The sequence below is a fragment of the Streptomyces sp. NPDC053673 genome (assembly GCF_055585225.1).
The window spans coordinates 385,498-410,671 of sequence record NZ_JBVJKN010000001.1 but is presented as its reverse complement, the minus strand read 5'-3'; the positions used below and the strand labels follow the sequence as shown (position 1 = coordinate 410,671).

Annotated in this window: 19 protein-coding genes and 1 pseudogene; 10 read left to right on the top strand and 10 right to left on the bottom strand. The window is 70.4% G+C overall.

The genetic code is table 11. The features are described 5' to 3' along the window. Positions 1–12: 12 nt before the first annotated feature. The 3 genes and pseudogenes from ACZ6ZQ_RS01805 to ACZ6ZQ_RS01795 form a co-directional block, all read right to left on the bottom strand. Positions 13–1,038, bottom strand: a complete 1,026-nt coding sequence (locus tag ACZ6ZQ_RS01805; RefSeq protein ID WP_469766564.1) for an LLM class F420-dependent oxidoreductase — start codon at positions 1,036–1,038, stop codon at positions 13–15. Continuing rightward, positions 1,038–2,186 carry a CaiB/BaiF CoA transferase family protein gene (locus ACZ6ZQ_RS01800; protein ID WP_469766563.1) on the bottom strand — a complete coding sequence of 383 codons (1,149 nt, stop codon included), beginning with the start codon at positions 2,184–2,186 and terminating at the stop codon, positions 1,038–1,040. The genes ACZ6ZQ_RS01805 and ACZ6ZQ_RS01800 overlap by 1 nt, the downstream gene beginning before the upstream one ends. A gap of 124 nt (positions 2,187–2,310) precedes the next feature. Beyond that, positions 2,311–2,693, bottom strand: a pseudogene (locus ACZ6ZQ_RS01795) (MmcQ/YjbR family DNA-binding protein). Positions 2,694–2,831: 138 nt separating this feature from the next. Between ACZ6ZQ_RS01795 and ACZ6ZQ_RS01790 the strand changes: the two are divergent. Beyond that, positions 2,832–4,022, top strand: a complete 1,191-nt coding sequence (locus ACZ6ZQ_RS01790; RefSeq protein ID WP_469766562.1) for a saccharopine dehydrogenase family protein — start codon at positions 2,832–2,834, stop codon at positions 4,020–4,022. Here the strand turns inward: ACZ6ZQ_RS01790 and ACZ6ZQ_RS01785 are convergent. Next, on the bottom strand, positions 4,019–4,741 hold the full coding sequence (locus ACZ6ZQ_RS01785) for an endonuclease V (RefSeq protein ID WP_469766561.1): 723 nt from the start codon (positions 4,739–4,741) through the stop codon (positions 4,019–4,021). The genes ACZ6ZQ_RS01790 and ACZ6ZQ_RS01785 overlap by 4 nt on opposite strands. 40 nt (positions 4,742–4,781) lie before the next feature. On the opposite strand from ACZ6ZQ_RS01785, the gene ACZ6ZQ_RS01780 reads away from it, so the two are divergent. Further along, a complete protein-coding gene (locus ACZ6ZQ_RS01780) occupies positions 4,782–5,084 on the top strand; it encodes a YciI family protein (RefSeq protein ID WP_469766560.1) in 303 nt (100 codons plus the stop codon). Positions 5,085–5,360: 276 nt separating this feature from the next. Here ACZ6ZQ_RS01780 and ACZ6ZQ_RS01775 read toward each other — a convergent pair whose 3' ends face one another. After that, on the bottom strand, positions 5,361–6,446 hold the full coding sequence (locus ACZ6ZQ_RS01775) for a WD40/YVTN/BNR-like repeat-containing protein (RefSeq protein WP_469766559.1): 1,086 nt from the start codon (positions 6,444–6,446) through the stop codon (positions 5,361–5,363). Positions 6,447–6,614: 168 nt separating this feature from the next. On the opposite strand from ACZ6ZQ_RS01775, the gene ssgD reads away from it, so the two are divergent. Beyond that, positions 6,615–7,031, top strand: coding sequence for a spore wall synthesis regulator SsgD (gene ssgD, locus ACZ6ZQ_RS01770; protein ID WP_469766558.1), 417 nt, complete (start codon positions 6,615–6,617; stop codon positions 7,029–7,031). Between the two features lie 79 nt (positions 7,032–7,110). Here ssgD and ACZ6ZQ_RS01765 read toward each other — a convergent pair whose 3' ends face one another. Next, complete coding sequence (locus ACZ6ZQ_RS01765; protein WP_469766557.1) at positions 7,111–7,962, bottom strand: isocitrate lyase/PEP mutase family protein; 852 nt, start codon at positions 7,960–7,962, stop codon at positions 7,111–7,113. A gap of 392 nt (positions 7,963–8,354) precedes the next feature. Here ACZ6ZQ_RS01765 and ACZ6ZQ_RS01760 point away from each other — a divergent pair, with 392 nt between their 5' ends. The 4 genes from ACZ6ZQ_RS01760 to ACZ6ZQ_RS01745 all read left to right on the top strand — a co-directional run bounded on the left by ACZ6ZQ_RS01760 (position 8,355) and on the right by ACZ6ZQ_RS01745 (position 13,267). After that, entirely contained in the window at positions 8,355–9,995 is a 1,641-nt protein-coding gene (locus tag ACZ6ZQ_RS01760) for an ABC-F family ATP-binding cassette domain-containing protein (protein WP_469766556.1), read from the top strand. Positions 9,996–10,246: 251 nt separating this feature from the next. Further along, positions 10,247–11,023: a dimethylargininase gene (gene ddaH, locus ACZ6ZQ_RS01755; protein ID WP_469766555.1), complete on the top strand. Its 777-nt coding sequence runs from the start codon at positions 10,247–10,249 to the stop codon at positions 11,021–11,023. Between the two features lie 191 nt (positions 11,024–11,214). Then, the gene (locus ACZ6ZQ_RS01750) at positions 11,215–12,189 is read left to right on the top strand and encodes an acyl-ACP desaturase (protein ID WP_469766554.1); all 975 of its coding nucleotides are present in this window, start codon (positions 11,215–11,217) and stop codon (positions 12,187–12,189) included. Between the two features lie 157 nt (positions 12,190–12,346). Next, entirely contained in the window at positions 12,347–13,267 is a 921-nt protein-coding gene (locus ACZ6ZQ_RS01745) for a chitosanase (RefSeq protein ID WP_469766808.1), read from the top strand. 96 nt (positions 13,268–13,363) lie between these two features. Here ACZ6ZQ_RS01745 and ACZ6ZQ_RS01740 read toward each other — a convergent pair whose 3' ends face one another. The 3 genes from ACZ6ZQ_RS01740 to ACZ6ZQ_RS01730 all read right to left on the bottom strand — a co-directional run bounded on the left by ACZ6ZQ_RS01740 (position 13,364) and on the right by ACZ6ZQ_RS01730 (position 15,971). After that, positions 13,364–14,701 (bottom strand): SDR family NAD(P)-dependent oxidoreductase, encoded by a 1,338-nt coding sequence (locus tag ACZ6ZQ_RS01740; protein WP_469766553.1) that lies wholly within the window; start codon positions 14,699–14,701, stop codon positions 13,364–13,366. An 89-nt stretch (positions 14,702–14,790) separates the two neighbouring features. Beyond that, positions 14,791–15,060 (bottom strand): WhiB family transcriptional regulator, encoded by a 270-nt coding sequence (locus ACZ6ZQ_RS01735; RefSeq protein ID WP_469766552.1) that lies wholly within the window; start codon positions 15,058–15,060, stop codon positions 14,791–14,793. A 119-nt stretch (positions 15,061–15,179) separates the two neighbouring features. Beyond that, on the bottom strand, positions 15,180–15,971 hold the full coding sequence (locus ACZ6ZQ_RS01730; RefSeq protein WP_469766551.1) for a VOC family protein: 792 nt from the start codon (positions 15,969–15,971) through the stop codon (positions 15,180–15,182). 787 nt (positions 15,972–16,758) lie between these two features. Between ACZ6ZQ_RS01730 and ACZ6ZQ_RS01725 the strand changes: the two genes are divergently transcribed. After that, positions 16,759–17,460, top strand: a complete 702-nt coding sequence (locus tag ACZ6ZQ_RS01725) for a TetR/AcrR family transcriptional regulator (protein ID WP_469766550.1) — start codon at positions 16,759–16,761, stop codon at positions 17,458–17,460. Here the strand turns inward: ACZ6ZQ_RS01725 and ACZ6ZQ_RS01720 are convergent. Further along, a complete protein-coding gene (locus ACZ6ZQ_RS01720; protein WP_469766549.1) occupies positions 17,448–18,455 on the bottom strand; it encodes a multicopper oxidase domain-containing protein in 1,008 nt (335 codons plus the stop codon). The genes ACZ6ZQ_RS01725 and ACZ6ZQ_RS01720 overlap by 13 nt on opposite strands. A 179-nt stretch (positions 18,456–18,634) precedes the next feature. On the opposite strand from ACZ6ZQ_RS01720, the gene ACZ6ZQ_RS01715 reads away from it, so the two are divergent. Together ACZ6ZQ_RS01715 and ACZ6ZQ_RS01710 are read left to right on the top strand one after the other, a co-directional pair. Further along, entirely contained in the window at positions 18,635–21,151 is a 2,517-nt protein-coding gene (locus tag ACZ6ZQ_RS01715) for a ThuA domain-containing protein (protein WP_469766548.1), read from the top strand. Beyond that, complete coding sequence (locus tag ACZ6ZQ_RS01710) at positions 21,148–23,364, top strand: OmpL47-type beta-barrel domain-containing protein (protein ID WP_469766547.1); 2,217 nt, start codon at positions 21,148–21,150, stop codon at positions 23,362–23,364. The genes ACZ6ZQ_RS01715 and ACZ6ZQ_RS01710 overlap by 4 nt, the downstream gene beginning before the upstream one ends. Positions 23,365–25,174: the final 1,810 nt, after the last annotated feature.

Here is a 25,174-nt window from a genome sequence, read left to right as displayed (position 1 = left end):
CTTCCGGTCTCCCTACAGCCAGCCCTTGACGGTTTCGATCAACTTGGCCGGCTCGGCGCCGACGGGAATGACGTTGAGCATGGTGACGCCGGCCTCGCGGAAGGCCTCGACACGCTCACGGACGTAACTCTCCGGGCCGCAGAGCGACATGAGCTCGCAGAACTCGTCGGGGACGGCCGCCTCGGCCTCCTTCTTCCGGCCGGAGAGATACAGCTCCTGGATCTTCTTCGCTTCTTCCTCGTAGCCGTAGGCGACGGCGAGGTCGTTGTAGAAGTTCTTCCCGGGTGCGCCCATGCCGCCGACGTAGAGGGCGATCTGGGGGCGCGCGAGGTCACGTACCGCAGCGGCGTCGTCGCCGATGGCGAGCAGGCCGCCCGCGACGGTCTGCAGGGGCCCGAGTGCCGGGTCGCGCCGGGCGGCGCCCTCGGCGAGGGCGCCGCCCCAGACCTGGTGGGCCTTCTCGGGCACGAAGAGCGTCGGCAGCCAGCCGTCGGCGATCTCGGCGGTCATCCGGACGTTGGCCGGGCCGAGCGAGGCGACGTACAGCGGGATCGTGTCGCGCACCGGCTTGGTGAGGATCTTCAGCGGCTTGCCGAGCCGGCCGCCCTTCTCCGGCGGAAGCGGCATGTCGGTGATGCCGTGATGGTCGATGACCTCGCGCCGCCAGATCCGGCGGCACAGCTCGATCGCCTCGCGGGTGCGGCCGAGCGGCTTGTCGTAGGGCTTGCCGTGCCAGCCCTCGACGACCTGCGGCCCTGAGGCGCCGAGGCCGAGGATCGCCCGGCCGCCGGAGATCGCGTCGAGTCCGGCGCCGGTCTGGGCGAGGAGCGCGGGGGTGCGGGAGTAGACATTGAGGATGGCCGCGCCGATCTTCATCCGCTCGGTACGGGCTGCCAGGTAGCCCATGATCGTCGGCGAGTCGAAGCCGTAGGCCTCGGCGACCCAGACGGCGTCCAGCCCTGCGGACTCCAGCGCGGCGATCTCGTCGGCGGCCCGGCGCGGATCGCCCGCGTAGCTCAACGGAGTGGACAGTTCCATCAGCGGTCTCCCTCCGTGTGCAGGATGCCGGGTACGCCCCAGTCGCGGGCCACCTCTTCAGTGTCCGCGCCTGGCTGGGCGGGCGGGCGGCGCAGGGACCCCGGAGTCGCGGAGAACCGCGGCGCGGGGGCCGGCTGGGTGATCCCGCCGTGGTCGGTGAAGGTGCCGCGCTCCGCGAGGTGCGGGTGCCTCGGCGCCTCGCGCAGCGACAGTACGGGCGCGACGCACGCGTCGGAGCCCTCGAAGACCGCGGTCCACTCCTCGCGCGTCTTCGTGCGGAAGCGGTCGGCGACAGCTGCGCGCAGCTCGTCCCAGCGGGCGAAGTCCTTGCGGGCCGGTGTCTCGTCCTCGATGCCGAGCAGCTCGATGAACTCGTTGTAGAACTGCTGCTCAAGGGCCCCCACCGCCATGTACTCCCCGTCGGCGGTCTCATAGTTTCCGTAGAAGGGACAGCCGCCGTCGAGGAGATTGGCGCCCCGGCGGTCCTGCCAGCCGCCGGCCGCCATCATTCCGTGGATCATCGTGGCCAGATGGGCGGCACCGTCGACGATCGCCGCGTCCACGACCTGGCCCGTGCCGCCCTCGCCGCGGGCGTGCTGCAGTGCGGCCAGCACGCCGATGACGAGATAGAGCGAGCCTCCCGCGTAGTCACCGACGAGATTGGCGGGGACGGCGGGCGGCTCGTCGGGTTTGCCGATCATGCCGAGGGTGCCGGTGATCGCGATGTACGCGATGTCGTGGCCGACGCGCTGGGCGAGCGGCCCGTCCTGCCCCCAGCCGGTCATCCGGCCGTACACCAGCTTGGGGTTGCGGGCGTGGCACTCCTCCGGCCCGACGCCGAGCCGCTCGGCGACACCCGGGCGGTAGCCCTCGATGAGGACGTCGGCGCGCTCGACGAGGTCGAGCACCTGCTCCGGTCCGCCGTCGGCCTTGAGGTCGATCAGAACGGACCTTTTGTTGCGATTGGTGAGGTCGTACGCGGGGTCGATCGCGAGTCCCGCCCCGCCGGGGCGGTCGATACGGACGACGTCGGCGCCGAGGTCGGCGAGCAGCATGGCGGCAAACGGGCCGGGCCCGATGCCCGCCAGCTCGACCACGCGCACCCCGGCCAGCGGACCGCTCGGCGGACCGTTCCCTGTCGCTGCCATCAAGCCCCCAGCACTATGACACAACTGATGTAACATCAGTGATGTTAAGAACGGGTTCCACTCCGCACAAGCCCTGTGGACAAGCGAGCGCTTGTTTTTCCACAAGCCCTGCGGCGGCGGAGGCTCACCGCGCGTCCAGCACCGCGATCAGCTTCTTCGTGGCGATCGTCCGTAACTCTCCTCGACCCAGTCGCAGAGCATGTCCGCCGTAGGAGCACCCTTCCGGTCGAGTGGGATCCGCACCCAGCCCGCCTTCCCCAGGCCGTAGCCCGACCGCTCGGCACCCGGGCAGGACAGGGCGTGCGCGTGCATCGCGTCGTCCTTGAGTTTGACGCCGATGCCCAGCGGACTGCTGCCGTCGTCCACACCCATGAAGACGAAGATCTTCTTGTTGACCTTGACGACCGTCTCACCCCAGGGGAACTCCTCGGCCGCGCCCGGCAGGCCCAGGGCAAAGGACCGCACCTTCTCCCATTTCGCCAGGGCATGCTTCGGTGGTGCCGCCATCCCGTCCTCCCGGTCGCGCGGACTGTCCTGTCTCACGCTAGCCTCGGCCACCGACGTCGGCGCGGGGCAAGGTCCTGTCCCGGTCGACGAGCCCGGCGGGATCGGGCGGGCAGGACCTCAAGCCAGGCGGAGGGGCTAGTGAACAGGCAGAACGGGCCGGAGCGGCCGTACGACATCGTGCTCTTCGGAGCCACCGGCTTCGTCGGCACGCTCACTGCCGAGTACCTGGCCGCGCATGCGCCCGAGGGCTGCCGCTGGGCCGTCGCCGGGCGCAGCGCCACCAAGCTGGAGCAGCTGCGCGAGCGGCTCGCCGTGATCGATCCCGCGTGCGCCGGACTGCCTGTGATCGTCGCCGACGCGGCGGACCCGGATTCGCTGCGCGAACTCGCCGAGTCCACCCATGTGGTGGCGACGACCGTGGGCCCCTACGTCTGGTACGGGGAGCCGCTGGTCGCGGCCTGCGCGGAGGCCGGGACGGACTACGCCGACCTCACGGGTGAGCCGGAGTTCGTGGACACCACGTTCGTACGGCACGACGCGCGGGCCCGCGAGACCGGCGCCCGGATCGTGCACGCGTGCGGCTTCGACTCGGTGCCGCACGACCTGGGGGCGTACTTCACTGTCCTGCAGCTGCCGGAGGACGTACCGCTGCGCGTCGACGGATTCGTTCGCGGCGGAGCGATGTTCTCCGGCGGTACGTTCGCCTCCGCGGTCACCGCGATGGGGCGGCAGCGCCAGACCGTCCGCGCGGCCCACGAGCGACGGCTGCACGAACCGCGCCTGGTGGGCCGCCGGGCCAGGGCGCCGCTGCCGGCGCCCCGGTTCAGCAAGGAGACCGGCGCCTGGGCACTGCCGCTGCCCACGCTGGACCCGCAGATCGTGGCGCGGTCGGCTGCCGGGCTGAAGCGGTACGGCCCCGACTTCCAGTACCGGCACTACGCCTCGGTCAAGACGCTCCCGATGGCGATCGGCGCTCCCACCGCCCTCGGGGCGCTCGCGGCGCTGGCCCAGATCCCGCCCGCCCGCACCTGGCTGATGAACCGTTACGAGCCGGGCCGCGGCCCCAGCGCGGAGCAGCGCGAACGCAGCTGGTTCCGGGTTCGTTTCGTCGGTGAGGGCGGCGGGCGGCGGGTCTTCACCGAGGTCTCGGGCGGCGACCCGGGCTACGGCGAGACGGCGAAGATGCTCGCGGAGTCGGCGCTCAGCCTCGCGTTCGACGATCTGCCGCCGACGGCGGGGCAGGTCACCACGGCGGTCGCGATGGGCGACGCGCTGCTGGAACGGCTGCGGGCGGCGGGGATCGTCTTCCGGGTCGCGAACGCGCGTTAGGGAGTGTCGCCAAAGGGGGGGACGCCCGACGGGCTGACATTCGCCGTCGCCTCACGCAGCGCACGCCGGCAGAGGGCGTCCGCCCTGCGGGTCGACTCCGGAAGGCGGAAGTCCGGCGACAGCGCGAGTGCGTGGGCACATGCGTTGTCGAGGGAGACCCGGTGGCCGACCGACACGAACACGGGCTTGATCCCGGTCTGCGTACGCACCGCCCGGCCGACCTCCTCGCCGTCGTCCGCGCGCAGCGGTGAGGTGTCGCCGCGGGTGTCGCCCGGCGGGTCGTACGAGAACGTGAACGGGTTCTTGGCGACGCCGATCACCGGCAGTCCGGTGAGCACACCGAGGTGACTGGCCAGTCCGAAGCGGCGGGGGTGGGCGCGCCCGTACCCGTCGCAGACGACGAGCCCGGGGCCGCTGTCGAGCGATTCCAGCGCGGCCAGCACGGTCGGGATCTCGCGGAAGGCGAGCAGCCCCGGTATGTAGGGGAAGGCGACCCGACCGACCGCGGTGGACTCCTCGACGACGGCGAGCGTGCGGGCGTCGAGGACCACCGCGGCTGCGACGACGACATCGCGCTCGTCGTCGTAGGCCACGTCGACCCCGGTGACGAGGCCGGTCCCGGGCGGCGGCCCGGGCTCGTCCAGGACGACGCGGGCACGCAGCTCGTCCTGGACGGCCCTGGCCTCGGTCTCGTCGGCAGGTGTCCTGATGGTGGTCATGGTGAACCCCACCTTAGACACCTTGGATAGCCTGCCGATCATGTTCGTAATGGAATTGACCTATATCGCCCCGGTAGAGCGCGTTGAAGAGCTCCACGACGCGCACATCGTCTGGCTGGACGCGCAGTACGAGGCCGGCGTCTTCATCGCCTCCGGCCGCAAGAACCCGCGTGACGGCGGCGTGATCCTGGCCGTCGGGACCGACCGCGCGCGGATCGAGGAGATCGCGGCGACCGACCCCTTCACGACCGGCGGGGTGTGCGAGTACCGGATCACGGAATTCATCGCGACGAAGACCGCGCCCGGGCTGGAGCCGTACAAGCAGCAGCTGCCGCCTGCGTAGCCCGTGGCCGGCGGGGCCGCGGGACGGGAGCCGACCACCTCTCGAACTGCCCGGCCGCCGGACTGCCGGTCTGCCCGACTGCCCGACTACCGGGCCGCCGGAGTGCCGGTCTGCCGGGCCGCGCGCGACGGCGCGGCTCCGACTGCCGATGGGTCCCGCTGCCAGAGGTGCCCGTTGCCGGTGGGGCCCGTTGCCAGTGGTGCCCAGTGCCGGTGGGCCGGCCCGGCCAAGGCCCGGATGCCAGGCCTGGCCCCGGCCGGTATCCGGCCCGGCTGGTCAGGGCTCCAGCCTGGCCACCCGGCCCTTCTCGCCCGACGCCCAGCATCCGAAGTCCGGCGTGCAGTCGACGGTGTCGTACGAGCCGGTGTCCACGGTGCGCCAGGTGCGGCCGGCGTCCGTCGTCAGGTCCGTGCCGGTGGGGCCGACGGCCAGCGCTGCCGAGCGGCTGTGCGGCAGCCAGGTGACTCCCGAGCGGTACGCGGGTGGCGGGGCCGACGACTCGTGCCAGGTCCGGCCGCCGTCCCGGGTGACCGCGCCCGCCTGCGGCGAGGGCTGCCCGGACCGGTAGTCGCCGCCGACGGCGAGTCCGTGCGTACGGTCGCGGAAGGCGAGCGCGAAGACCCCGCGGGCCGGGTCGCCGGCCGGGATCGGCGACTCGGTGGCGGTCCAGTGCAGTCCTCGGTCGGCGGAGTGCAGGACGCGTGCGGTGGCGCCGCCGCCGGTCGCCAGCCAGACGTCCTTCGAGCCCGCGCTCACCAGGCACTGGCCGCTCGCCGCGAAGCCCGCCTCGCCGGGCTGCGCGTCCGGCATCCCGGCGCTGGGCAGCACCTTCCACGACTTTCCACCGTCGCTGGTCGAAAGGATCCGGTACTTGCCGTCGACCGGGTCGCTCATGGCGAGGCCGCTCTGCCGGTCGAAGAAGGTGATGCAGTCGTAGAAGGCCTTCGGGTCGGTGTTGCGGAACGACTCGGTCCAGGTCGCTCCGCCGTCCTCGGTGCGCAGCACGCGCGACGCCTCGCCCTCGCCGATGGCCAGCACGACGGCCCTCCGGCTGTCCAAGGCCTCGACGTCACGGAACTCCAGCTCGCCCGCCCCCGGCGGTGAGACGTTCCGCCAGGTCCGGCCGCCGTCCGTGGTGCGCAGCACGGTGCCCTTGGAGCCCGCTGCCCACGCCGTCGTCCTGCTGACCGCGGCGAGGCCCCGGAACCTTGCGTCCGTGCCCGTCGGTTTGAGCTCCCAGTGCGGTGTGCTGCCCGGTGTCTGTTGCGGCTCCGCCTGCGCCGGGGCGGCCAGGGCCGCGGCCAGCGCCACCCCGCACAGCACCGCCGACACCATTCGTCTCGACTTCCCCTTGGGTCTCATGGCGCGCGAACGTAGCCGACCGCCAGCATGCGGTCCAGAGCGCCTCCGGCGGTGACACAGGTCACGCCCTCCCCCGATGCACGGATTTCGTTGTTCCGCCGTCTTCCTCAGCGCAAGGAAAAGTCAGCCACGTGTCGGCCGAGCCGCAGCGAAGTGAGGGAGCAGGCCTTGTCCAGCGTCATTGAGCAGGCTGTGCAGGCCCGTCTGGTCGCCTCCGCGCCGCAGATGGAGACCGTACCCGCGACCCTGCGCTACGACCGGCATGATCCGTTCGCCGTCAGCATGGAGTTCCCGCCGCCGGCGACGCTGGAGGGCACCGAAGTGTCCTGGGCGTTCTCGCGAGAGCTGCTTGCCCAGGGCATGGACGCGCCGGCCGGAGTCGGTGACGTACGGGTGCGGCCGTACGGATACGACCGCACCGTGCTGGAGTTCCATGCCCCGGAGGGCACCGCGATGGTGCACATCCGCACGTCCGAGCTGCGGCGCTTCCTCAGGCGCGCCCAGGGCCTCGTCCCGGCCGGGCGCGAGCATCTCTATCTCGACCTGGACGAGGATCTGGCCGAGCTGATGCGCGACGCCTGCTGAGGCCTGATACGTGACGCCTGCCGAGGCCTGTTGCGCGCCGCCGACTGAGGCCTGTTTGCGCGCCGTCGGCTGAGGCGCCCTATCGGGACGCCTGCTGAACGGGCCGCTCCGCTCCCGTGGGGGCGTTGCCCATGAGTGCGTTCAGCTCCCCGTACGCGTAGCCTCCGGCCGGCTTTCCGCAGGTCCCTTCCGTGAGCAGCTCCCGGGTCGCGTCACGCACCAGGCCGTGGGCAGCGAGGACGATCGAGGACCCGGCGCTGACGCGCGCGACGCCGAGTTCCGCCAGTTCCGCCACCGCCGGCGCCCCGGGCCCGACCAGCACGTTGAGCGGTGCGTCGATCCCTTTGACCAGGGCCCGCACGGTCTCCGGGTCCACGACACCGGGGACGAAGACCCCGTCCGCACCGGCCGCCACACAGGCGGCGGCCCGCTCCAGGGTCTCCCCCAGCCGGCCGTGCTCCGCCCCCAGACCCATGAGATAGGTGTCGATCCGGGCGTTGACGTAGAGCGGCACGCCTTCAGTGTCGGCGGCCGAGCGGGCCGCGGCGATCCGCCGGACGTGCTCCGCCGGCGGCCGGGGACCGTCCTCGATGTTGATGCCGACGGCCCCGGCTGCGAGCACCGCGCGGACCGTACCGGCGACCCCTCCCTCGTCCTCCTCGTAGCCGCCCTCGATGTCTGCGCTGACGGGCAGGTCCGTGGCGGCGGCGATGGTGGCGAGCTGAGCCATGGCGGCGGCCCGGTCCATCCGGTCGCCGTCGGGCACGCCCCGCTCCCAGGAGATTCCTGCGCTGGTGGTGGCGATCGCAGCGGCTCCGGCGGCGGTGATGATCCGGGCGCTCGGGATGTCCCAGGCGTTGGGCAGGACCAGCGGGCGGCCGGGGATATGGAGGGAACGGAAGTGGCGGGCGCGGTCGGCGAGGGTCGTCATGCGGTTCACTCAAGCACCCGTGGGCGGGTCCGGTCCGGCGACTTTCCGACATCGACGTACGCCAGGGGCCGGGGTACGTGAAACAGCCGGGATCCGTGAACAAGGGGGATACGGGACAACCGGGGAACGGGCCCACCGGGGAACGGAAATAAATCGATTGCCGGGCCGGTTCGTCCGGGCGTACCTTCGTACCTGGCCCTGTTGTCGTCGATCGGAGAAGGACGTTGCTCGTCTGAGGTCTTGAGACACCGTGTCACGCGGCTTCTGCCCGCGTGCCCGTGTGCGACCTCGGCGTTCGAGCCGTTCCGTCTCCCGGACCAGGGCCTTTGTGCTGTCCCGACCGGTGTCTCACCCGTTGCCCCATCCCCTTCCACCGCAACAGGGAGACCCGTATGTCTACATCCCCCACCTATGTCACCTGCTCCTCGCTGTCCTTCTCCTGGCCCGACGGAACCCCCGTCTTCGACGACTTCCAGCTCGCGGTCGGCCCCGGCCGGACCGGACTGATCGGACTCAACGGCTCCGGCAAGTCGACGCTGCTGCGGCTGATCGCCGGTGAACTCGCCCCTGTCGAGGGAGCCGTGCGGATCGCGGGCGAAGTCGGCTACCTGCCGCAGAACCTGGTGCTCGACACGGCGCTCCGCGTCGACGAAGCGCTCGGCATCGCGACAACCCGCGCTGCGCTGCACGCGATCGAGTCGGGCGACGTACGCGAGGAGCACTTCACGGCGGTCGGTGACGACTGGGACGTGGAGGAGCGGGCTCGTGCCACGCTCGATCAGCTCGGGCTCGCGCACATCGGCCTCGACCGGACCATCGGCGAGATGTCGGGCGGCGAGTGCGTGCTGCTGCGGCTCGCGGCGCTGCTGCTGGCCAGGCCCGATGTGCTGCTGCTCGACGAGCCGACCAACAACCTCGATCTGTACGCGCGCCGGCGCCTGTACGACGCCGTGGAGGCCTGGTCCGGCGTGATGATCGTGGTCAGCCACGACCGCGAACTGCTGGAGCGCGTCGACCAGATCGCCGATCTCCGGGACGGCGAGGTGACGTGGTACGGCGGCGCCTTCTCCGCGTACGAGGAGGCACTGGCCGTGGAGCAGGAGGCGGCCGAGCGCATGGTCCGGGTCGCGGAGGCCGATGTGCAGCGGCAGAAACGTGAACTGGCCGATGCCCAGGTCAAACTGGCTCGCCGTAAGCGCTACGGACAGAAGATGTTCGAGCAGAAGCGCGAGCCGAAGATCGTGATGGGCGCGCGCAAACGCCAGGCGCAGGTCTCGGCGGGCAAGCACCGCATCATGCACACGGAGAAGCTCGGCGAGGCGAAGGAGCGGCTCGCCGAGGCGGTGGAGGCGGTGCGGGACGACGACGAGATCCGCGTCGAGCTGCCCCACACGAAGGTGCATCCGGGGCGCGGTGTGCTGCGGCTGTCCGGCGTGGAGCTGGCCTACGGGGCCAGGATCGCGGGCGAGTTCGAGCTCCGCGGACCGGAGCGGATCGCGCTCGTGGGGCGCAACGGGGCTGGCAAGACCACGCTGTTGCGCACCATCGCCGGCGAACTGACGCCGGTCGCGGGCGAGGTGGAGGCGCAGGTACCGCTGCGCTTTCTTCCGCAGCGCCTCGATGTGCTCGACGACGGGCTGAGCGTGGTGGAGAACGTGGCCCGTTTCGCGCCTGCGGCGACGGTCAACGCGATCCGGGCACGTCTCGCGCGATTCCTCTTCAGGGGGGCGCGCGCGGACCGGGCGGCCGCCACCCTGTCCGGCGGTGAGCGGTTCCGCGCCTCGCTGGCGGCGCTGCTGCTCGCCGAGCCCGCGCCGCAGCTCCTGATGCTGGACGAGCCGACGAACAATCTGGACATGGCGAGCGTGCGGAGTCTGACCGCGGCGCTGGAGGCGTACGAGGGAGCCCTGATCGTGGCAAGCCACGACGTGCGGTTCCTGGAGTCTCTCGGGATCACCCGCTGGCTGCTGCTCGACGGAGAGCTGCGCCCCACGACCGAGGCAGACGTACGGGAGGTGCTGGCGATGGAGTGACACCTGGTCGCGGCAAGGCCGCAGCCCGCGTCGCGCGCGCCCGCCCCCGCGCCCCCTCCCCGCTCCTGCCCGCCCGAATCGTCCTCGTCGGCGGGCCGGGGCGGGCCCAGGGCCTGTCGTCTGGATCAGCCCGGCAAGATCCGGAAGACAGGCCCGATGTCAGGAGTAGGTCTGTGTGGGTGCTTACGGGACGGGGCAGGTGTGGCTGATGATGGCGCCGTCATCCCCCGAGTCCGCCCCCTGGAGAGCCCGTGTCGAGCAGAAAAGCTCTGATCCGACGCCCGAGCCCGCGCCTGGCCGAGGGCCTGGTCACACATGTGGAGCGCCGCCCTGTCGACACGAGGGCGGCGCTCGCCCAGTGGGAGGCGTACGGGGACGCCCTGCGCGCCCACGGCTGGGAGACGGTCGAGGCCGAGCCGGCCGACGACTGTCCGGACGGGGTCTTCGTCGAGGACACGGTGGTGATGTTCCGGAACGTGGCACTCATCGCCCGTTCCGGGGCCGAGTCCCGCCGTCCGGAGACTCCCGGGGTCGAGGAGTCCGTGGCCCGGCTCGGCTGCTCGGTGAACTGGGTGTGGGAGCCGGGCAGCCTCGACGGCGGCGACGTCCTCAAGATCGGCGACACGGTCTATGTGGGGCGCGGCGGACGGACCAACGCGGCGGGCGTGCAGCAGCTGCGCGCGGCCTTCGAGCCGCTGGGAGCGCGCGTCGTCCCCGTCCCGGTGTCACGCGTGCTGCACCTGAAGTCGGCGGTGACGGCGCTGCCGGACGGGACCGTGATCGGCTACGAGCCGCTGGTCGAGCAGCCTTCGCTGTTCCCGCGCTTTCTGCCGGTGCCCGAGGAGTCCGGAGCGCATGTGGTGCTGCTCGGTGGCGGAAAACTGCTGATGGCGGCCAGCGCGCCGAAGACGGCCGAGCTGTTCACGGATCTTGGATATGAACCGATTCCGGTGGACATCAGTGAGTTCGAGAAGCTCGAAGGGTGCGTGACCTGTCTCTCGGTGCGGCTACGAGACCTGCACTCATAACAGGACGCTATGGAACATGACGGTCACGGGCTTGGCCGACGGCTTACCCGACCCTTAACCTACGGTCTCGTAACCTACGAGGCCGTAGGTAAGACGTATGCCTGTATTCGGTCAGCGCCTTGCCCTGCGCTGCTCCGGTTCCGCTCGTTTCTCCGTTCCGTCCCCCGTACCCGTCCTTCCCAGGAGCCCCCGTGACGATCACCTCTCCCCACCTCGGCAGTTCGGAAGCGTGGACCGACGCCCGGCTGCTGTTCGCGCTGGAGGAGGTGGTCGAGAAGGAACTCAACCGCCATCTCAAGGTCGCCAAGGACTGGATGCCCCACGAGTACGTCCCGTGGTCGGACGGCCGGAACTTCCCGGGACTCTTCGACGACGGCGAGGCCTGGGAGCCCGGCCAGTCCAAGGTCACGGACATCGGCAGAACCGCCCTCATCGTGAACCTGCTGACCGAGGACAACCTGCCCAGCTACCACCACGAGATCGCGACGCTCTTCGGCCGCGACGGCGCCTGGGGCACCTGGGTGCACCGCTGGACCGCCGAGGAGGGACGGCACGGCATCGTGATGCGTGACTACCTGCTCACGTCGCGGGCCGTCGACCCGGACAAGCTGGAGCAGTTCCGCATGGCGCACATGTCGGAGGGCTTCGAGTCCGACAACCGCCACTCGATGCTCCACTCCGTCGCGTACGTCGCGTTCCAGGAGCTCGCGACCCGTATCTCGCACCGCAACACCGGTCACCAGTCGGGCGACCCGGTCTGCGACCGGATGCTGGCGCGTATCGCCACCGACGAGAACCTGCACATGGTCTTCTACCGGAACCTGCTGGGCGCCGCCTTCGAGTTCGCGCCGGACCTGACCATGCAGGCGGTGCGGGACGTCGTGGTCAACTTCCGGATGCCCGGGCACGGGATACCGGGATTCGAGCGAGCGGCGGCGCAGATGGCGATCGGTGAGATCTACAACATGCGGATCCACCACGACGACGTGCTGCAGCCGGTGCTGCGCTTCCTGAAGGTCCTGGAGATCGGCGGACTCGGCCCCGAGGGCCTGAAGGCGCAGGAGGAGCTCGGGATGTACATGGGCGGGCTGGACTCGGAGGCACGGAAGTTCGACGAGAAGCTCGCGGCCCGCAAGGCGCGGATGGCGGCGCGCGCGGCGAACTGACCGGGGGCTCCGCACCGGATCGCCGTACGGCCTTCGGCCGTTTCCTCAAGCGCCGGGCAGGCTCTCTCCGGGCCCGTCCGGCGCTTGATGCGTCGGGCAGGGGGAGCCCCGTCCAAGGCGGGGTGAGGCGCGCCGTACCCTGTGCCGCGTGAAGCCTGTGACCCGCATCGTCCTCATCGGCGCCCCGGTCGCCGTCGCCGTGTCCCTGGTCCTCGGCGTCGGCGGCGAGGACGACATCCCGCTCGCCGACCGGCCGCCGGAGACGACTCAGCAGGCGCCCGGCGCCGCGCCGAACCCTCTGAAGGCCGGCACGGCGTCGGAGCAGCAGGCACTGGACGCCCGGATCGCCAAGCTGCCGCCCGGCCTCGCCGACCCCGCCAAGAAGGAGATCGCCGCTCGGCTCGTGGCCAGCGCCGAGTACTCGACGCTGGACTGGCGCGGCCAGTACGACACGATCGAGGACCTCGGCGACGGCAACGGCTACACCGCCGGAATCGTCGGCTTCTGCTCCGGCACCAACGACATGCTCCAGCTCGTCGAGGCGTACACCGCCGCACACCCGGACAACGGCCTCGCCCGTTATCTCCCCGCGCTGAAGCAGGTCGACGGCACCGACGCCCATGACGGTCTGGACCCCGGCTTCACGGAAGCCTGGGTGGCGGAGGCACGGAAGCCCGCCTTCCGCCAGGCCCAGGACACGGCACGCGACCGGATCTACTTCGACCCGGCCGTACGGCTCGCGAAGATGGACGGCCTCGGCACGCTCGGCCAGTTCATCTACTACGACGCGATGGTGCTGCACGGCCCCGGCCTGGACGAACACGGCTTCTACGGGATCCGCGAGGCGGCCATGCGGCAGGCGAGGACAGCCGCCGAGGGCGGTGACGAGAAGGCGTACCTGAACGCCTTCCTCGACCAGGGCCGTTCCGTCACGAAGGCCAAGTTCACCAAGACCCAGCGCGACACCTCGCGCATCGACACCGCACAGCGGGTGTTCCTGCGGAACGGGAACATGGATCTGGCGACGCCGCTGGTGTGGCAGACGTACGGGGAGACGTTCCGTATCCCGGCGTCCTGACGGGATCGTCGGGACGGCCTCCCGACGGAACGGGACAGCGACCCGACGGAACGGAACGGCGTCCGACGGACGGCCGGCCCGGCGTCGGGCCGTCGGTCACCAGTCGGCCACCCGGTAGTCCTTGAGGAAGACACCGGCCACCGGTGCACCCGCCTCGCCCCGCACGATCGGGTCGTACACGCGCGCCGCGCCGTCCACGATGTCCAGCGGCGTACGGGTACCCGCTGCGGCGATCCGTGCCTTGCGGGGGGCGGGGTTCTCGTCGGTGATCCAGCCCGTGTCCACACTGCACATGTGCACACCCTGCGCGGCGAGTTCCCGGGCGCTGGTACGGGTCAGCATGTTCAGCGCGGCCTTCGCCATATTGGTGTGCGGATGTCCGCCGGTCTTGTTGCGCACGGCGAACCGGCCCTCGACCGCCGACACGTTGACGATGTAGCGGCGCGGGCGTGGCGACGCGAGCAGCAGCGGCAGCAGCCGGTCGCAGAGCAGCGCTGGCGCGACGGCATTGACGAGCTGCACCTCCAGCAGCTCGGCCGGGTCGAGCTCACCGATGCGCGCCGACCAGGAGTTGGCCGCCGAGACGTCGGGCAGCAGCCCTGCCTCGTCCGCACCGGGGAGCACGAGGTCGAGCGAACCGGGCCGCCGGCCGGTCGCGGACATCGGCGCGTACCCCGGTGCGGCGAGCACACCCGGCGGACGCGCGCCCTCCTCGGCCGCGGCCAGCAGGGCATACGACTCGGGCGGCCTCCGGATCGTCTGCGCGGCGTTGTTGACGAGTATGTCGAGAGGTTCGCCGTCCGCACGCAGCCGGTCGCACAGGCCGAGCACCTGGCGCGGGTCGCGCAGATCGATCGCGACCACGGTCAGCCGCTCGATCCACTCCTCGCTGCCCTTCGCCGCGCGGAACCGCCGCAGGGTGTCCTGCGGGAAGCGACTCGTGACGAGGACGTCGGCCCCGTCGCGGAGCATCATGAGCGCCAGCTGGAAGCCTATCTTCACCCGGCCGCCGGTGAGCAGCGCACGGCGGCCGGACAGGTCGGTGCTCAGGGCGCGCCGGGCAGCGTTGTCACGGGCGCAGTCCGGGCAGAGCCGGTGGTAGAACGCATCAGCCTGTCGATAGAGCGACTTGCAGACATAGCAATGACGGGGCTTCAGGTACTCCCCCGGGCTCCCCTGCCGGAGCTCCAGAGCGGTGTCCTCGCGACGGTCGAGCGCACCGGTCGCGGTAGCGGCGCCGAGCGCGGCATCGGCCTCGGAACGCGTCCGCTGACGGGCCTTGCGGCGCTTGTTCCGGCTCTCCCGGGCGAAGGAGGCGGCGAGTTCTTCGGCCCGCGCGCGGGTGGGATCGTCCAGCGGCGCCCGCCTCAGCCTCTCCACCGTGCGGCCGAAAGCGGCCAGCTCCTCGTCCGTCAGCGCGTGCCTCTGCTCCATGCGCAGGTGATCCTAGTGGTGGGCGTGCGGCATCAGCATCCCGGTTTCCTGCCGCTCGAGAGCGGTATGTGCGCGGAGCAGTTCGGCCGCTACCCGCGTTGCTGGATCTCGGAGCGCCGCAGCCTGCCCCGCTCCTTCTCCGACAGTCCGCCCCACACACCGAACCGCTCGTCATTCGCGAGCGCGTACTCCAGGCACGCCACCCGCCCTTCGCACGCGCCGCACAGCTGCTTCGCTTCGCGTGTGGAGGAGCCAGGGGCCGGGAAGAAGAACTCGGGGCCGGCCTGGGCGCACAGGGCCGTTTCCTGCCAGGCGAGTTCGTGGTCGGTGGTACTGGGGACAGTGGTGTTGATCGGCATGGTGGACACCGTGCCCGGTGTCGATAAACACCATGTCAATGAAAGCTCAACGACCCGACCGGACCCGCCTGCCCCTGCCCGGCCCTGTCGATCCGCCCCGGACCTGCCCCGGTCAGGACCTAGGACCGCGGCGCGCTCTTGATCACCGCGAAGCGTGCCCCGTACGGGTCCGCGAGTTTCGCGATGCGGCCGACGTCCTCCAGGTCCATCGGCTCCGTCCGGACGTGCCCGCCGAGCTTCTTCGCCCGGGCCGCGGTCGCATCCGTGTCGGTGACCTCGAAGTACGGGAGCCAGTACGGTCCGTCCGCCGCCTCCACCGGATCGACTTCCAGGGGGACGAGGCCCGCGAACATCGCGTCCGCTCCCGCGCCCGCCGGGTTGACGGTCGTGTACGTGTCGCCGCCCGGGATCGGTACTCCGAAATCGTCCCAGCCGAAGACGGACCGGTAGAAGGCCAGAGCCGCGTCCGTGTCCGGGGTGTAGAGCTCGGCCCAGCACAGCGCGCCCGTCTGGTTCACCACGTCCAGGCCCTTGTTCGTGCCCGGCTGCCAGGTCGCGAAGCCGACGCCGGCCGGGTCGGAGAAGATCGCCATGCGGCCCAGGTCCCATACGTCCATGGGTTCGGACACGACGGCTCCGCCGCCGTCCCTCACCCGCTTGGCCGTGTCGTCGGCGCTGGTGGACTGGAAGTAGAGGGTCCACGCGGACGCGCCCTGCTCCGAGGTCACGGTCATGCCGCCGGCCGCGGTCTTACCGTCGAGCTGGAACATCCCGTAACCGCCGGCGTCGGGCCCCATCGAGTGGAAGGTCCAGCCGAAGAGACCGCCGTAGAAGGTGCCGGCGCCCTCGATGTCGGGGGTACCGAGGTCGAGCCAGTTCGGGGAACCTGTGAGATAGCGGGTGGTGAGCATGGCGCGTCGCTCCTTCGTGGGCGGGCCGCGGTGCGGTCCCCGCCGTCGTGCCTCGTCGGCCTCGTCGGGCCTCGTCGTGACTCGCCCTGTCCCACGAGTCTCCTACCGATCCGTGCCCGCCGCACGCAGTGCCGCGCGCACCGAGGTCATGCCCGGCGTCGTCCCACGTCCCGTGTGATCACTCGTCACGGTGGTCCGGCCGCGTTACGGCCCTGAGGCACCTGCGCACTGCGGCAGGGTGGGCGGATGCGCCACCGGATCAGGCCTCTCACCCTTGCCGTACTCCTCGCCACGACCGGCTGTGTCTCCGTGCCCGCCGCGTCGCCGGAACCTCCGACACCGGGCCGTGCCCCGGCAGCGGACCGGTCGCCGTCATCGGTCGGCCAGGAGCAGCGGGTCCCGCCGCCGGCACATGGGGAACTCGCCACGACCGGACCGGAGAACTCACCGCAGCCGCAGAAGCAGGGCCCGCATGGGAAGCGGGAAGAGAGGAAGAAGCGTGCGCGGCCGGACCGCGTGGATCCGCCGTCGGCGCCGAGGCAGCGTCCCCGGAAGGAGCAACGGGACTCGGCTCCTGCGGATCACGTCCGGCCGCCACGGACGCACAAGCCGCGTCCCGCCGTACACCCGCCCCGTCCACGATCGCACCACGGCATGAGCGATGTGTGCGCGTCGTCGGACGGGGTCGCGGATCCGTCCCTCGTCGAGCTGTGCCGGGCGCACTACGGCCGCTGAAGCCGTCCGGCACGGCGTGCGGGAATGTCCGCACGGCCGTACGTTCGGCACTGTGGCGGATGCGACGGGCAGCGGCACACGGACGGACGGACGCGTCGAGCGCGGCAACCGGACGCGGCGGCTGGTGCTGGGCCGCACCATGAACATCGCGTCGGTGGAAGGGCTGGCGGGGCTCTCCCTCGGCCGGATCGCCACCGAGCTGAACCTCAGCAAGAGCGGTGTCTTCGCCCTGTTCGGTTCGAAGGAGGAACTGCAGCTGGCGACGGTACGGGCGGCGGTCGCCGTGTACGTCGGCCGTGTCGTCGCCCCGGTGCGCGCGCTGCCGCCGGGGCCGGGCCGGGTGTGGGCGCTCTGCAGGAACTGGCTGGCCTATTCGGCGGACCGGGTGTTCGACGGCGGGTGTTTCTTCTGTGGCGTCTCGGCGGAGTTCGACGCCCGCAGCGGCCCGCTCCACGACGCGATCGCGAAGGCCCGCAAGGACTGGGTGGCCTATGTGCAGCGGACGCTGGACGCGGCGCGGAAGGCGGGCGGGCTCGTCGCGGAGGTGGACGTACCGCAGCTCGCCTTCGAGATCATCGCGTTGCTGGAGGCGGCGAACGCGCAGTCGGTGCTGCACGACGACTCCTCGGCCTACGACCGGGCGGCGCACGGTGTTCTGCGCCTGCTGCGCGCCGTGGCCACGGACCCGGGCGTCCTCCCGGACCAGCCACCCGCCCGCTCCTTCGCGGACCGCCTGCGCCGTCAGTGGGCGTGATGTCCGGAGGAGTCCGACGACTTCGCGTCCTGCGCGGCCGGATGATGCGGCTCGTACCCCGGAATCGTCCCGTCCGGCTTCGCCACCAGGAACAGCCCGGCCATTCCCATGTCCGAATGGCTCTGCACATGGCAGTGGTACATCCACGCACCCGCGCCCACGTGCTCGCCCGCGATGACCTGCAGGCCGAAGGAGTCGGCCGGACCTGTGATCTTGTTGTCGATGACGCGTGACGGGTCGTCCGGGCCCGTGAGCAGTCCGGTCCTGTTGTCCGCCCAACGGTGACCGTGGATATGGAACGTGTGGTAATACTCGCCGTGAGTAATCATGACGATCTCGACCCGGTCGCCCACCGTGGCCTGGAAGTTCGGGCTCTGATGCGGCGGCTTGTTGTTGATCGTCATGTCGTTGAACACGATCGTGAACTGCTTGTCCGGGAGGATGTCGCCCTTCCTCCTCACCACCACCGGGCCGTACAGGCCCTTGCGGATGCCGCCCGTCCCGTGGTCCGTGCCCACGACATGGTCGTGGTAGTGCCAGTAGCCCGCGCTGCCCGGCCGCCAGGTCCCGTCCTTGCGGCTCCCGGGGGCATGGGTGCGCCAGGTGTACGTACGTGTGCCACCGGGCTCGACATGGCTCTTGTTCATCCTCGTGCCGTCGCTGGCGATGTCGTAGTCCACACCGTGCACATGGAGACTGGCCGCCACATCCATCGTGTTCTCGAACTCGATATGCAGGGTGTCGCCTTCGATCAGCTCGATCATCGGCCCGGGCACAGTGGCCTTGCCCTTCTCCAGGCCGTACCCCATCTGACCGTCCGGCAGTTTCTCCGCGTACAGCTTGAGATGGCGTATCCGACCTCCGGCCGGGGCAGTCTCCGGTGTGGCGTCGGCGGAGGTGGCGGCCGGGACAGCGACAGGAGACAACGATGTCACACCGGTCGCCGCGACCGCGCCTCCCGCCAGCAGACGCCGGTTGAAGCTCCGTCTGTCCATGCGAACTCCCCAGTGCCGTCGGGAAATTGGGTTGAGCCGGGCACACGGTAACCGGGTGAGCTCCGTTTCTCCACACCCAGGACAAAGTTCGTCCGATCGCAGCCATACCTATTGGCGACTCGCCAAAAGGGGTCTAGCTTCACCGCTGTTGCTGTGACCAATGAGGGGTGGGTGACCACATGCACCGTGCACCACATCACCGGTCGAGATCCCGGCGCGGGACGGCGGCGGCACTGCTGGCCGGATCGCTGGCCGTGTCCCTGCTCGGCGGGACGGCGGCGGCCCGGCCCGCTCCGGATCCGCCGACAAGCACGTCGGCGAACACGCCGACCACGCCGAACGCGCCGACAACGTTGTCTCTGCCCTCACCGCCGGGCGGTGCGAACGTACGGGTGCTCGTCTTCCATGCCTCGGCCACCGACGAGTCGGCGACCGTCGACGCCGGTATCGCGGCGATCGAGCAGATCGGCCTGACCGGACCGGCCGCGGCCCGCTTCCGTACCGAGGCCACCGACGACGCCTCCGTCTTCACCAACGCCAAGCGGCTCGGGAGGTACAACGCCGTGGTCTTTCTGACCGGCGGCGGGGACGTGCTGGACCCGGAGCAGGAGGCGGGACTGGAGGCGTACATGGAGGCGGGCGGCGGCTTCGTCGGCATCCATGACGCGGCCCGCACCGAGCCGTACTCGGACTGGTTCACGGGTCTCGTCGGCGCCCGGCCCACCACCTCGCCCGCCACCGTGCAGCGTGCGGTCGTCGAGGTCGGCGACCGTCAGCACCCCGCCACCAAGAGCCTCCCGCTGAACTGGAAGCGGCCCGACAAGTGGTTCAACTGGGCGGTGAACCCGTCCGGTTCCGTCCACACGGTCGCCCGGCTCAAGGAGAGCTCGTACCAGCCCGGCCAGGGCGCGAACGGCTGGGACCATCCCGTCTCCTGGTGCCGTGACTACGACGGCGGCCGGTCCTTCTACACCGGAATGGGCGGCACGGTCGACTCGTACGCCGAGACCGACTTCCGCGACCATCTGCGCGGCGCGCTGGCATGGACCTCGCGGACCTCCCGCGCCGACTGCAAGGCCACCATCACCGCCAACTACACGGCGGAGCGCGTCACCCAGCCCAACCAGCCCGGCCGGAACGACCAGATCGGCGAGCCGCACGGCCTGGTCGCGGCCCCCGACGGGCGGATGCTCTACATCGGGCGGGGCGGCGCCGACTCCTCCCAGCCGGTGGTGACCGACTGGAACAACCCCGACATCGGCAAGGGCAAGGGCGAGATCCACGTCTACGACCCGAAGACGAAGCAGGTGACGCTCGCAGGCGCGCTCACGGTCTTCGGCAACAAGGGCGGCGGCGACGAACTCACCAAGAACGAGGAGGGGCTCCTCGGCGTCGAGCTCGACCCGGACTTCATGACCAACGGCTGGGTGTACCTGCACTACACACCGCACTCGCGGATCAACCGCGACACGCACATGGCCGAGCGGTACGTCTCCCGCTTCACCCTCGACCTCGCCACCAACAAGCTGGACCTGGCGAGCGAGAAGGTGCTGCTGAAGTGGCCGGTGCAGATCCACAGCTGCTGCCACGCCGGCGGTGGGATGTCCTGGGACTCCAAGGGCAATCTGTACATCGCGACCGGTGACAACAACTCCTCCGGATTCAGCTCCGGTTACTCGGGCAACAACCCGGAGCCGAACTTCAAGGGCGTCTCGTTCGCGGACGCGCGCCGCACCGCCGGCAACACCAACAACCTCAACGGCAAGATCCTCCGTATCCACCCCGAGGACGACGGCACCTACACCCTCCCCGAGGGCAACCTCTTCACCGGCAAGGAGCCCGACGAGGGCGGTGGCAGGACGCGCGGCGAGATCTATGTGATGGGGGTCCGCAACCCGGCACGCATCTTCGTCGACAGGAGCACCGACATTCTGTACGCGGGCTGGGTCGGCCCGGACGCCGGTTCGCCGTCGACCACCTGGGGCCCGGCCAAGTACGACACCTTCGCCGCCATCACCAAGGCGGGCAACCACGGCTGGCCGTACTGCATGGGCAACAAGCAGCCCTACCGGGACCGCAATCTGCCCGATCCGAGCAAGCCGCTCGGCTGGTACGACTGCGACGCGCCGAAGAACGAGTCGCCCAACAACGACGGCCTGGTGAAGCTGCCGCCGATCACCGCCAACACCATCTGGTACTCGCCGCAGGGCGGCGGCCCGGACTACCCGCGCGACGCCGCCGGCATCCCGAGCTACAAGGTGGAGGAGCAGAAGCTGCTGCTGCCGTGGCTCAAGGGCGGCGGCCAGGCGACGATGAACGGCCCGGTGTACCGCTTCGACGCGGCGAGTGACTCCGCGGTGAAGTGGCCGTCGTACTGGGACGGGAAGTGGTTCGTCGGTGACTTCTACGACGGCGACCAGCCGCGTCACGCGGTGCTGACCGACCCGAAGACCATCGGCAAGGGCGGGATCCCGGTCCACGCCGAGTCCCTGAAGAAGATCGTCCCGACCGGGACGACCGGCATCCGCAACCTCATGGACTGGAAGTTCGCACCGGACGGCTCGTTGTACGTCCTCGACTACGGGCGCGGCTTCTTCACCTCCGATTCCAAGTCCGCGCTGTGGCGCGTGACGTACAAGGGCGGCGGGCCGACCCCGGCCGCCGATCAGCTCGCGAGGAAGGCGGCCGTCCAGTGAGACACGTACCGCACCGGCAACTCCGTCTGTGGACCGCGCTGCTCGGGGCGCTGGCGTTGGTCCTGGGGCTGACCTCGACCGTCGCGTACGGGCGGGCGGGCGAGAGGGAGGCCGACGTGGCCGCGGCCCAGGTCCTCACCTGGACCGCGGGCGACGCCATCGACCGCTATGCGTCCTTCCCCACCACCGCGGTGGCGGGGCCGACGACGATCGTCTTCGAGAACAGCACGGCGACCGGCAACACCACCGGGATGCCGCACACGCTGACCTTCGACGTCTCCGACCCCGAGTACAACAACGACGTCCCGCTGAACATCCTGGCGAACCCCAATGACGACCAGGGCGGAAAGCATTCGGTGGAGGTCACGCTCACACCGGGCCGCTACCGCTTCCACTGCACGATTCCCGGCCACGGGCAGATGCAGGGCATCCTCACCGTGACCGAGGGCGGCGGCGAGGACACCACCGCGCCGGAGACCTCGGCGAAGGTGGAGGGCGAGAAGAACGCCGACGGCGCATACATCGGTCATGCCACGGTGACCGTGTCGGCGACCGACGCCGGCTCGGGCGTGGACAAGGTCGAGTACGCGGTCGGGGCGGACGGCCACTGGCAGCCCTACTCGGCGCCCGTGATGGTCCATGAGGTGGGCACCCACAAGGTCCGCTACCGGGCCACCGACAAGGCCGGCAACGCGGCTGCCGAGAAGGCTGTCGACTTCACGGTCGTCTCCCCGCCGACGGACGACAGGACACCGCCGGAGACCTCGGCGACCGTGACCGGCGAGAAGAACGAACAGGGCCAGTATCTGGGGATGGCGACGGTCACCGTCACCGCCTCGGACACCGGTTCCGGCGTCAACACCATCGAGTACGCGCTCGGGGCGGACGGCGCCTGGCAGCCGTACTCGGCGCCCGTGATGGTCCATGAGGTGGGCACCCACAAGGTCCGCTACCGGGCCACCGACAAGGCCGGCAACGCGGCTGCCGAGAAGGCTGTCGACTTCACGGTCGTCTCCCCGCCGACGCAGGACAAGACACCGCCGGAGACCTCGGCGACCGTGACGGGGACCAAGAACTCGGACGGCGCGTTCATCACGAGCGCCACGGTGACGGTGACCGCGAGCGACGCGGACTCCGGTGTGGACAAGGTGGAGTACTCGCTCGACGGCGGTCCGTACCTCGCCTACACCACGCCGGTGATCGTCGACCGGGTCGGCTTCCACACCGTGCAGCACCGGGCGACCGACAAGGCCGGCAACACGTCGGAGGCGCAGAAGGTGTCCTTCACCGTCGCGGAGAGCGGTGGCGTGCCGGCGCCCGACTGCCCGGAGTTCGACGAGCGCCTGACCGTCATCGTCGGCACGGTCGACACGGGCGTCCCGAACCGGATCACCCGCTCCCGCTGCACCATCAACGAGCTGATCGAGGACGAGAAGGACTGGACGTCCCACGCGCTGTTCCTCAAGCACGTCGACAAGGTGCTGGACAACCTGCTCGCGGACGGCGTCATCGACCAGCGCGAACACAAGAAGATCTACCGGGCGGCGAAGGAGTCCGGCATCGGCAAACCGGGCCAGACCAGCGGCTACCGCGATCTGTTCGACGGCACGGCCGCCTCGTTCGCCAAGTGGCAGCACGTGGGCGGGGGTTCGTTCGGACTGAACACCGACGGCTCGATGACCAGCGGCACCACCAAGGGCGGCCTGGGCATGCTGTGGTTCCCGCAGCGGCAGTACGGCGACTTTTCGCTGAAGCTGCAGTGGCGCGACGACGCCCCGGGAACGGGGAACGCGAACAGCGGTGTGTTCGTGCGCTTCCCGTACGTCCACGACAACCCGGAGGAGCCGCGCCCCGAGTGGGTCGCGATCAAGTACGGCCATGAAGTGCAGGTACTGGACCGGCCCGACGGCGACATGTACAAGACGGGGTCGATCTACGGCTTCGACCGCGTGGGCCTCGGCGGCGCCGGGGTCACTCCGAAGGGCACCTGGAACGACTACGAGATCCGCGTGGTCGGCCAGCACTACTCGGTCCACCGCAACGGTGTCCTGATCAACGAGTTCGACAACACCGGCGGCCAGGACTTCGTCCCGCCGCGCGCCGACGACCCGGGTACGGACGGGCGGCGGTACGCGCAGGGATACATCGGACTCCAGGTCCACGGAACGACCGACGTGATCTCGTACCGGAACATCCGCATCAAGGAGCTGTAACGCCGGACCGCAACGGTTTCCGGGTCTGCCGCACGCGGCGTAGTCAGTGGCGTGCGGCAGACCTGCGAGCCGGCGCGTGATCCGGGCACGGCGCGCGTTCGACAGGTCTTCTGTACTGAAAGGTCGTGGTCGGGTGAGGCGCGGTCCCCGCCGAGGACCTTGGGTCCGCGGTAGGCCCGTGGACCCTGTCTCTGGGCCCAGGTACGGACCTAGCGTGGGTGATTGCTCTCGGGGGACGCACAAACGTGCGGGAACAGTCCGGCGGACCTGATGCCTGGTTTCGACGGGGCTCTTCCCGACGCTCTGTTTGTGTGGGCGCTGGTCAATTCAAGCGCAGACGGGAGAGGTTGAGTGAGGAGCTTGTCGGGGCTCGGTCTCCGCACGCATTCCGGCGTCACCTACAGCGGTAGGCCCACGCCGTACACGGGCGATCGCCGCACACTGCCGCCCTCGCTCAAGGCCGCGCGTATTCTGCTGCACGCGTTGTTCGCGTTCACGGTCGTCGGCGGACTCGGGGTGATCGGCTCCGCCTTCGCCACCCAGTTGATGACTCCCGGACTGTTCGGTCTTGCACTGTACGCTGCCGCGCCGGGTGTCCTGGCCTGGGTGCTCGTGTGGCATATGCCCAGAGGCGGCAGGCGTGTCTGGGGCGGTCTGGTCGCCGTACAGGTGTGGCTGATCGCCGGCAGCCTGTTCAACCTCGCCGCCGGGTCGTACCGGGGCCTCAGCCAACTGCTGTTACCGGTCCTGATCCTGACGTTCCTCACCCAGGCCCAGAGCCGCAGGTGGTTCGGGGTGCCGGCGCGGACACGGGACCTTCGTGAGGCGCTCTCTCGGTTATCCCTCTCGCCGATGCTCTTCTGGAGACGCGACCGGGGACAGACGGCTGTGGAGTACGTGGGACTCCTCGTGCTCGTCGCATTGATCATTCTGGCCTTGGTGACCGGTGGGATATCGCGTCGCATCACCGAAGGGCTCGAGACCGCGGTCTGCAACATCACCGACTCGTCGTGCGGGACGGGCGGCGGCGGGCCAGGTGGCGGCGGAACGGGCGGTGCGACCGGTGGAGACACCGGGGGCACCGGCGGCACGGGGAGCACCGGCGGCGGAGACAACGGCGGCGGGGACAACGGCGGGACCAGTTCGAATGGTTCGACCGGCGGCGACAGCGGGGGCACTGAGGGGGGTACGAGTTCGGGCGGGACGAGCTCCGGCGGGACAGATTCCGGTGGAAGTGATTCGGGCGGCTCCACTTCCGGGGGTTCAGGCTCCGGGGGTTCAGGCTCCGGGGGTTCAGGCTCTGGTGGCTCGACTGGTGGCGACACTGGCGGGAGCAGTGGCGGCGCCGACGGTGGGTCCAGCTCGGGCGGGTCCAGCTCGGGCGGCTCGACGGGGGGCAACAGCGGTGGCTCTGACGGAGCCACGAGCTCCGGTGGTGCCTCCGGTGGCAGCAGTGGCGGTTCTTCCGGAGGTTCATCGGGCGGTTCATCGGGCGGCAACACTGGCGGTTCGTCCGGAGACGCGTCGGGCGGCTCCAACCCCGGGGGTTCCAGCTCTGGCGGGTCAACCGGCGGCAACAACGGCGGCTCCTCCGGCGACACGTCAGGCGGCTCCGACTCTGGCGGCTCCAACTCTGGCGGCTCCAGCTCCGGAGGTTCATCGGGCGGCTCCTCCGGCGGCGCCGATGGCGGTCTGATCGGTGGTCTGGTCGGTGGTGTCATCGGTGGCCCGAGTTCGGGCGGGTCGACCGGTGGCAGCAGTGGTGGTTCCTCCGGCGGATCGACCGGTGGCAGCAGTGGTGGTTCCTCCG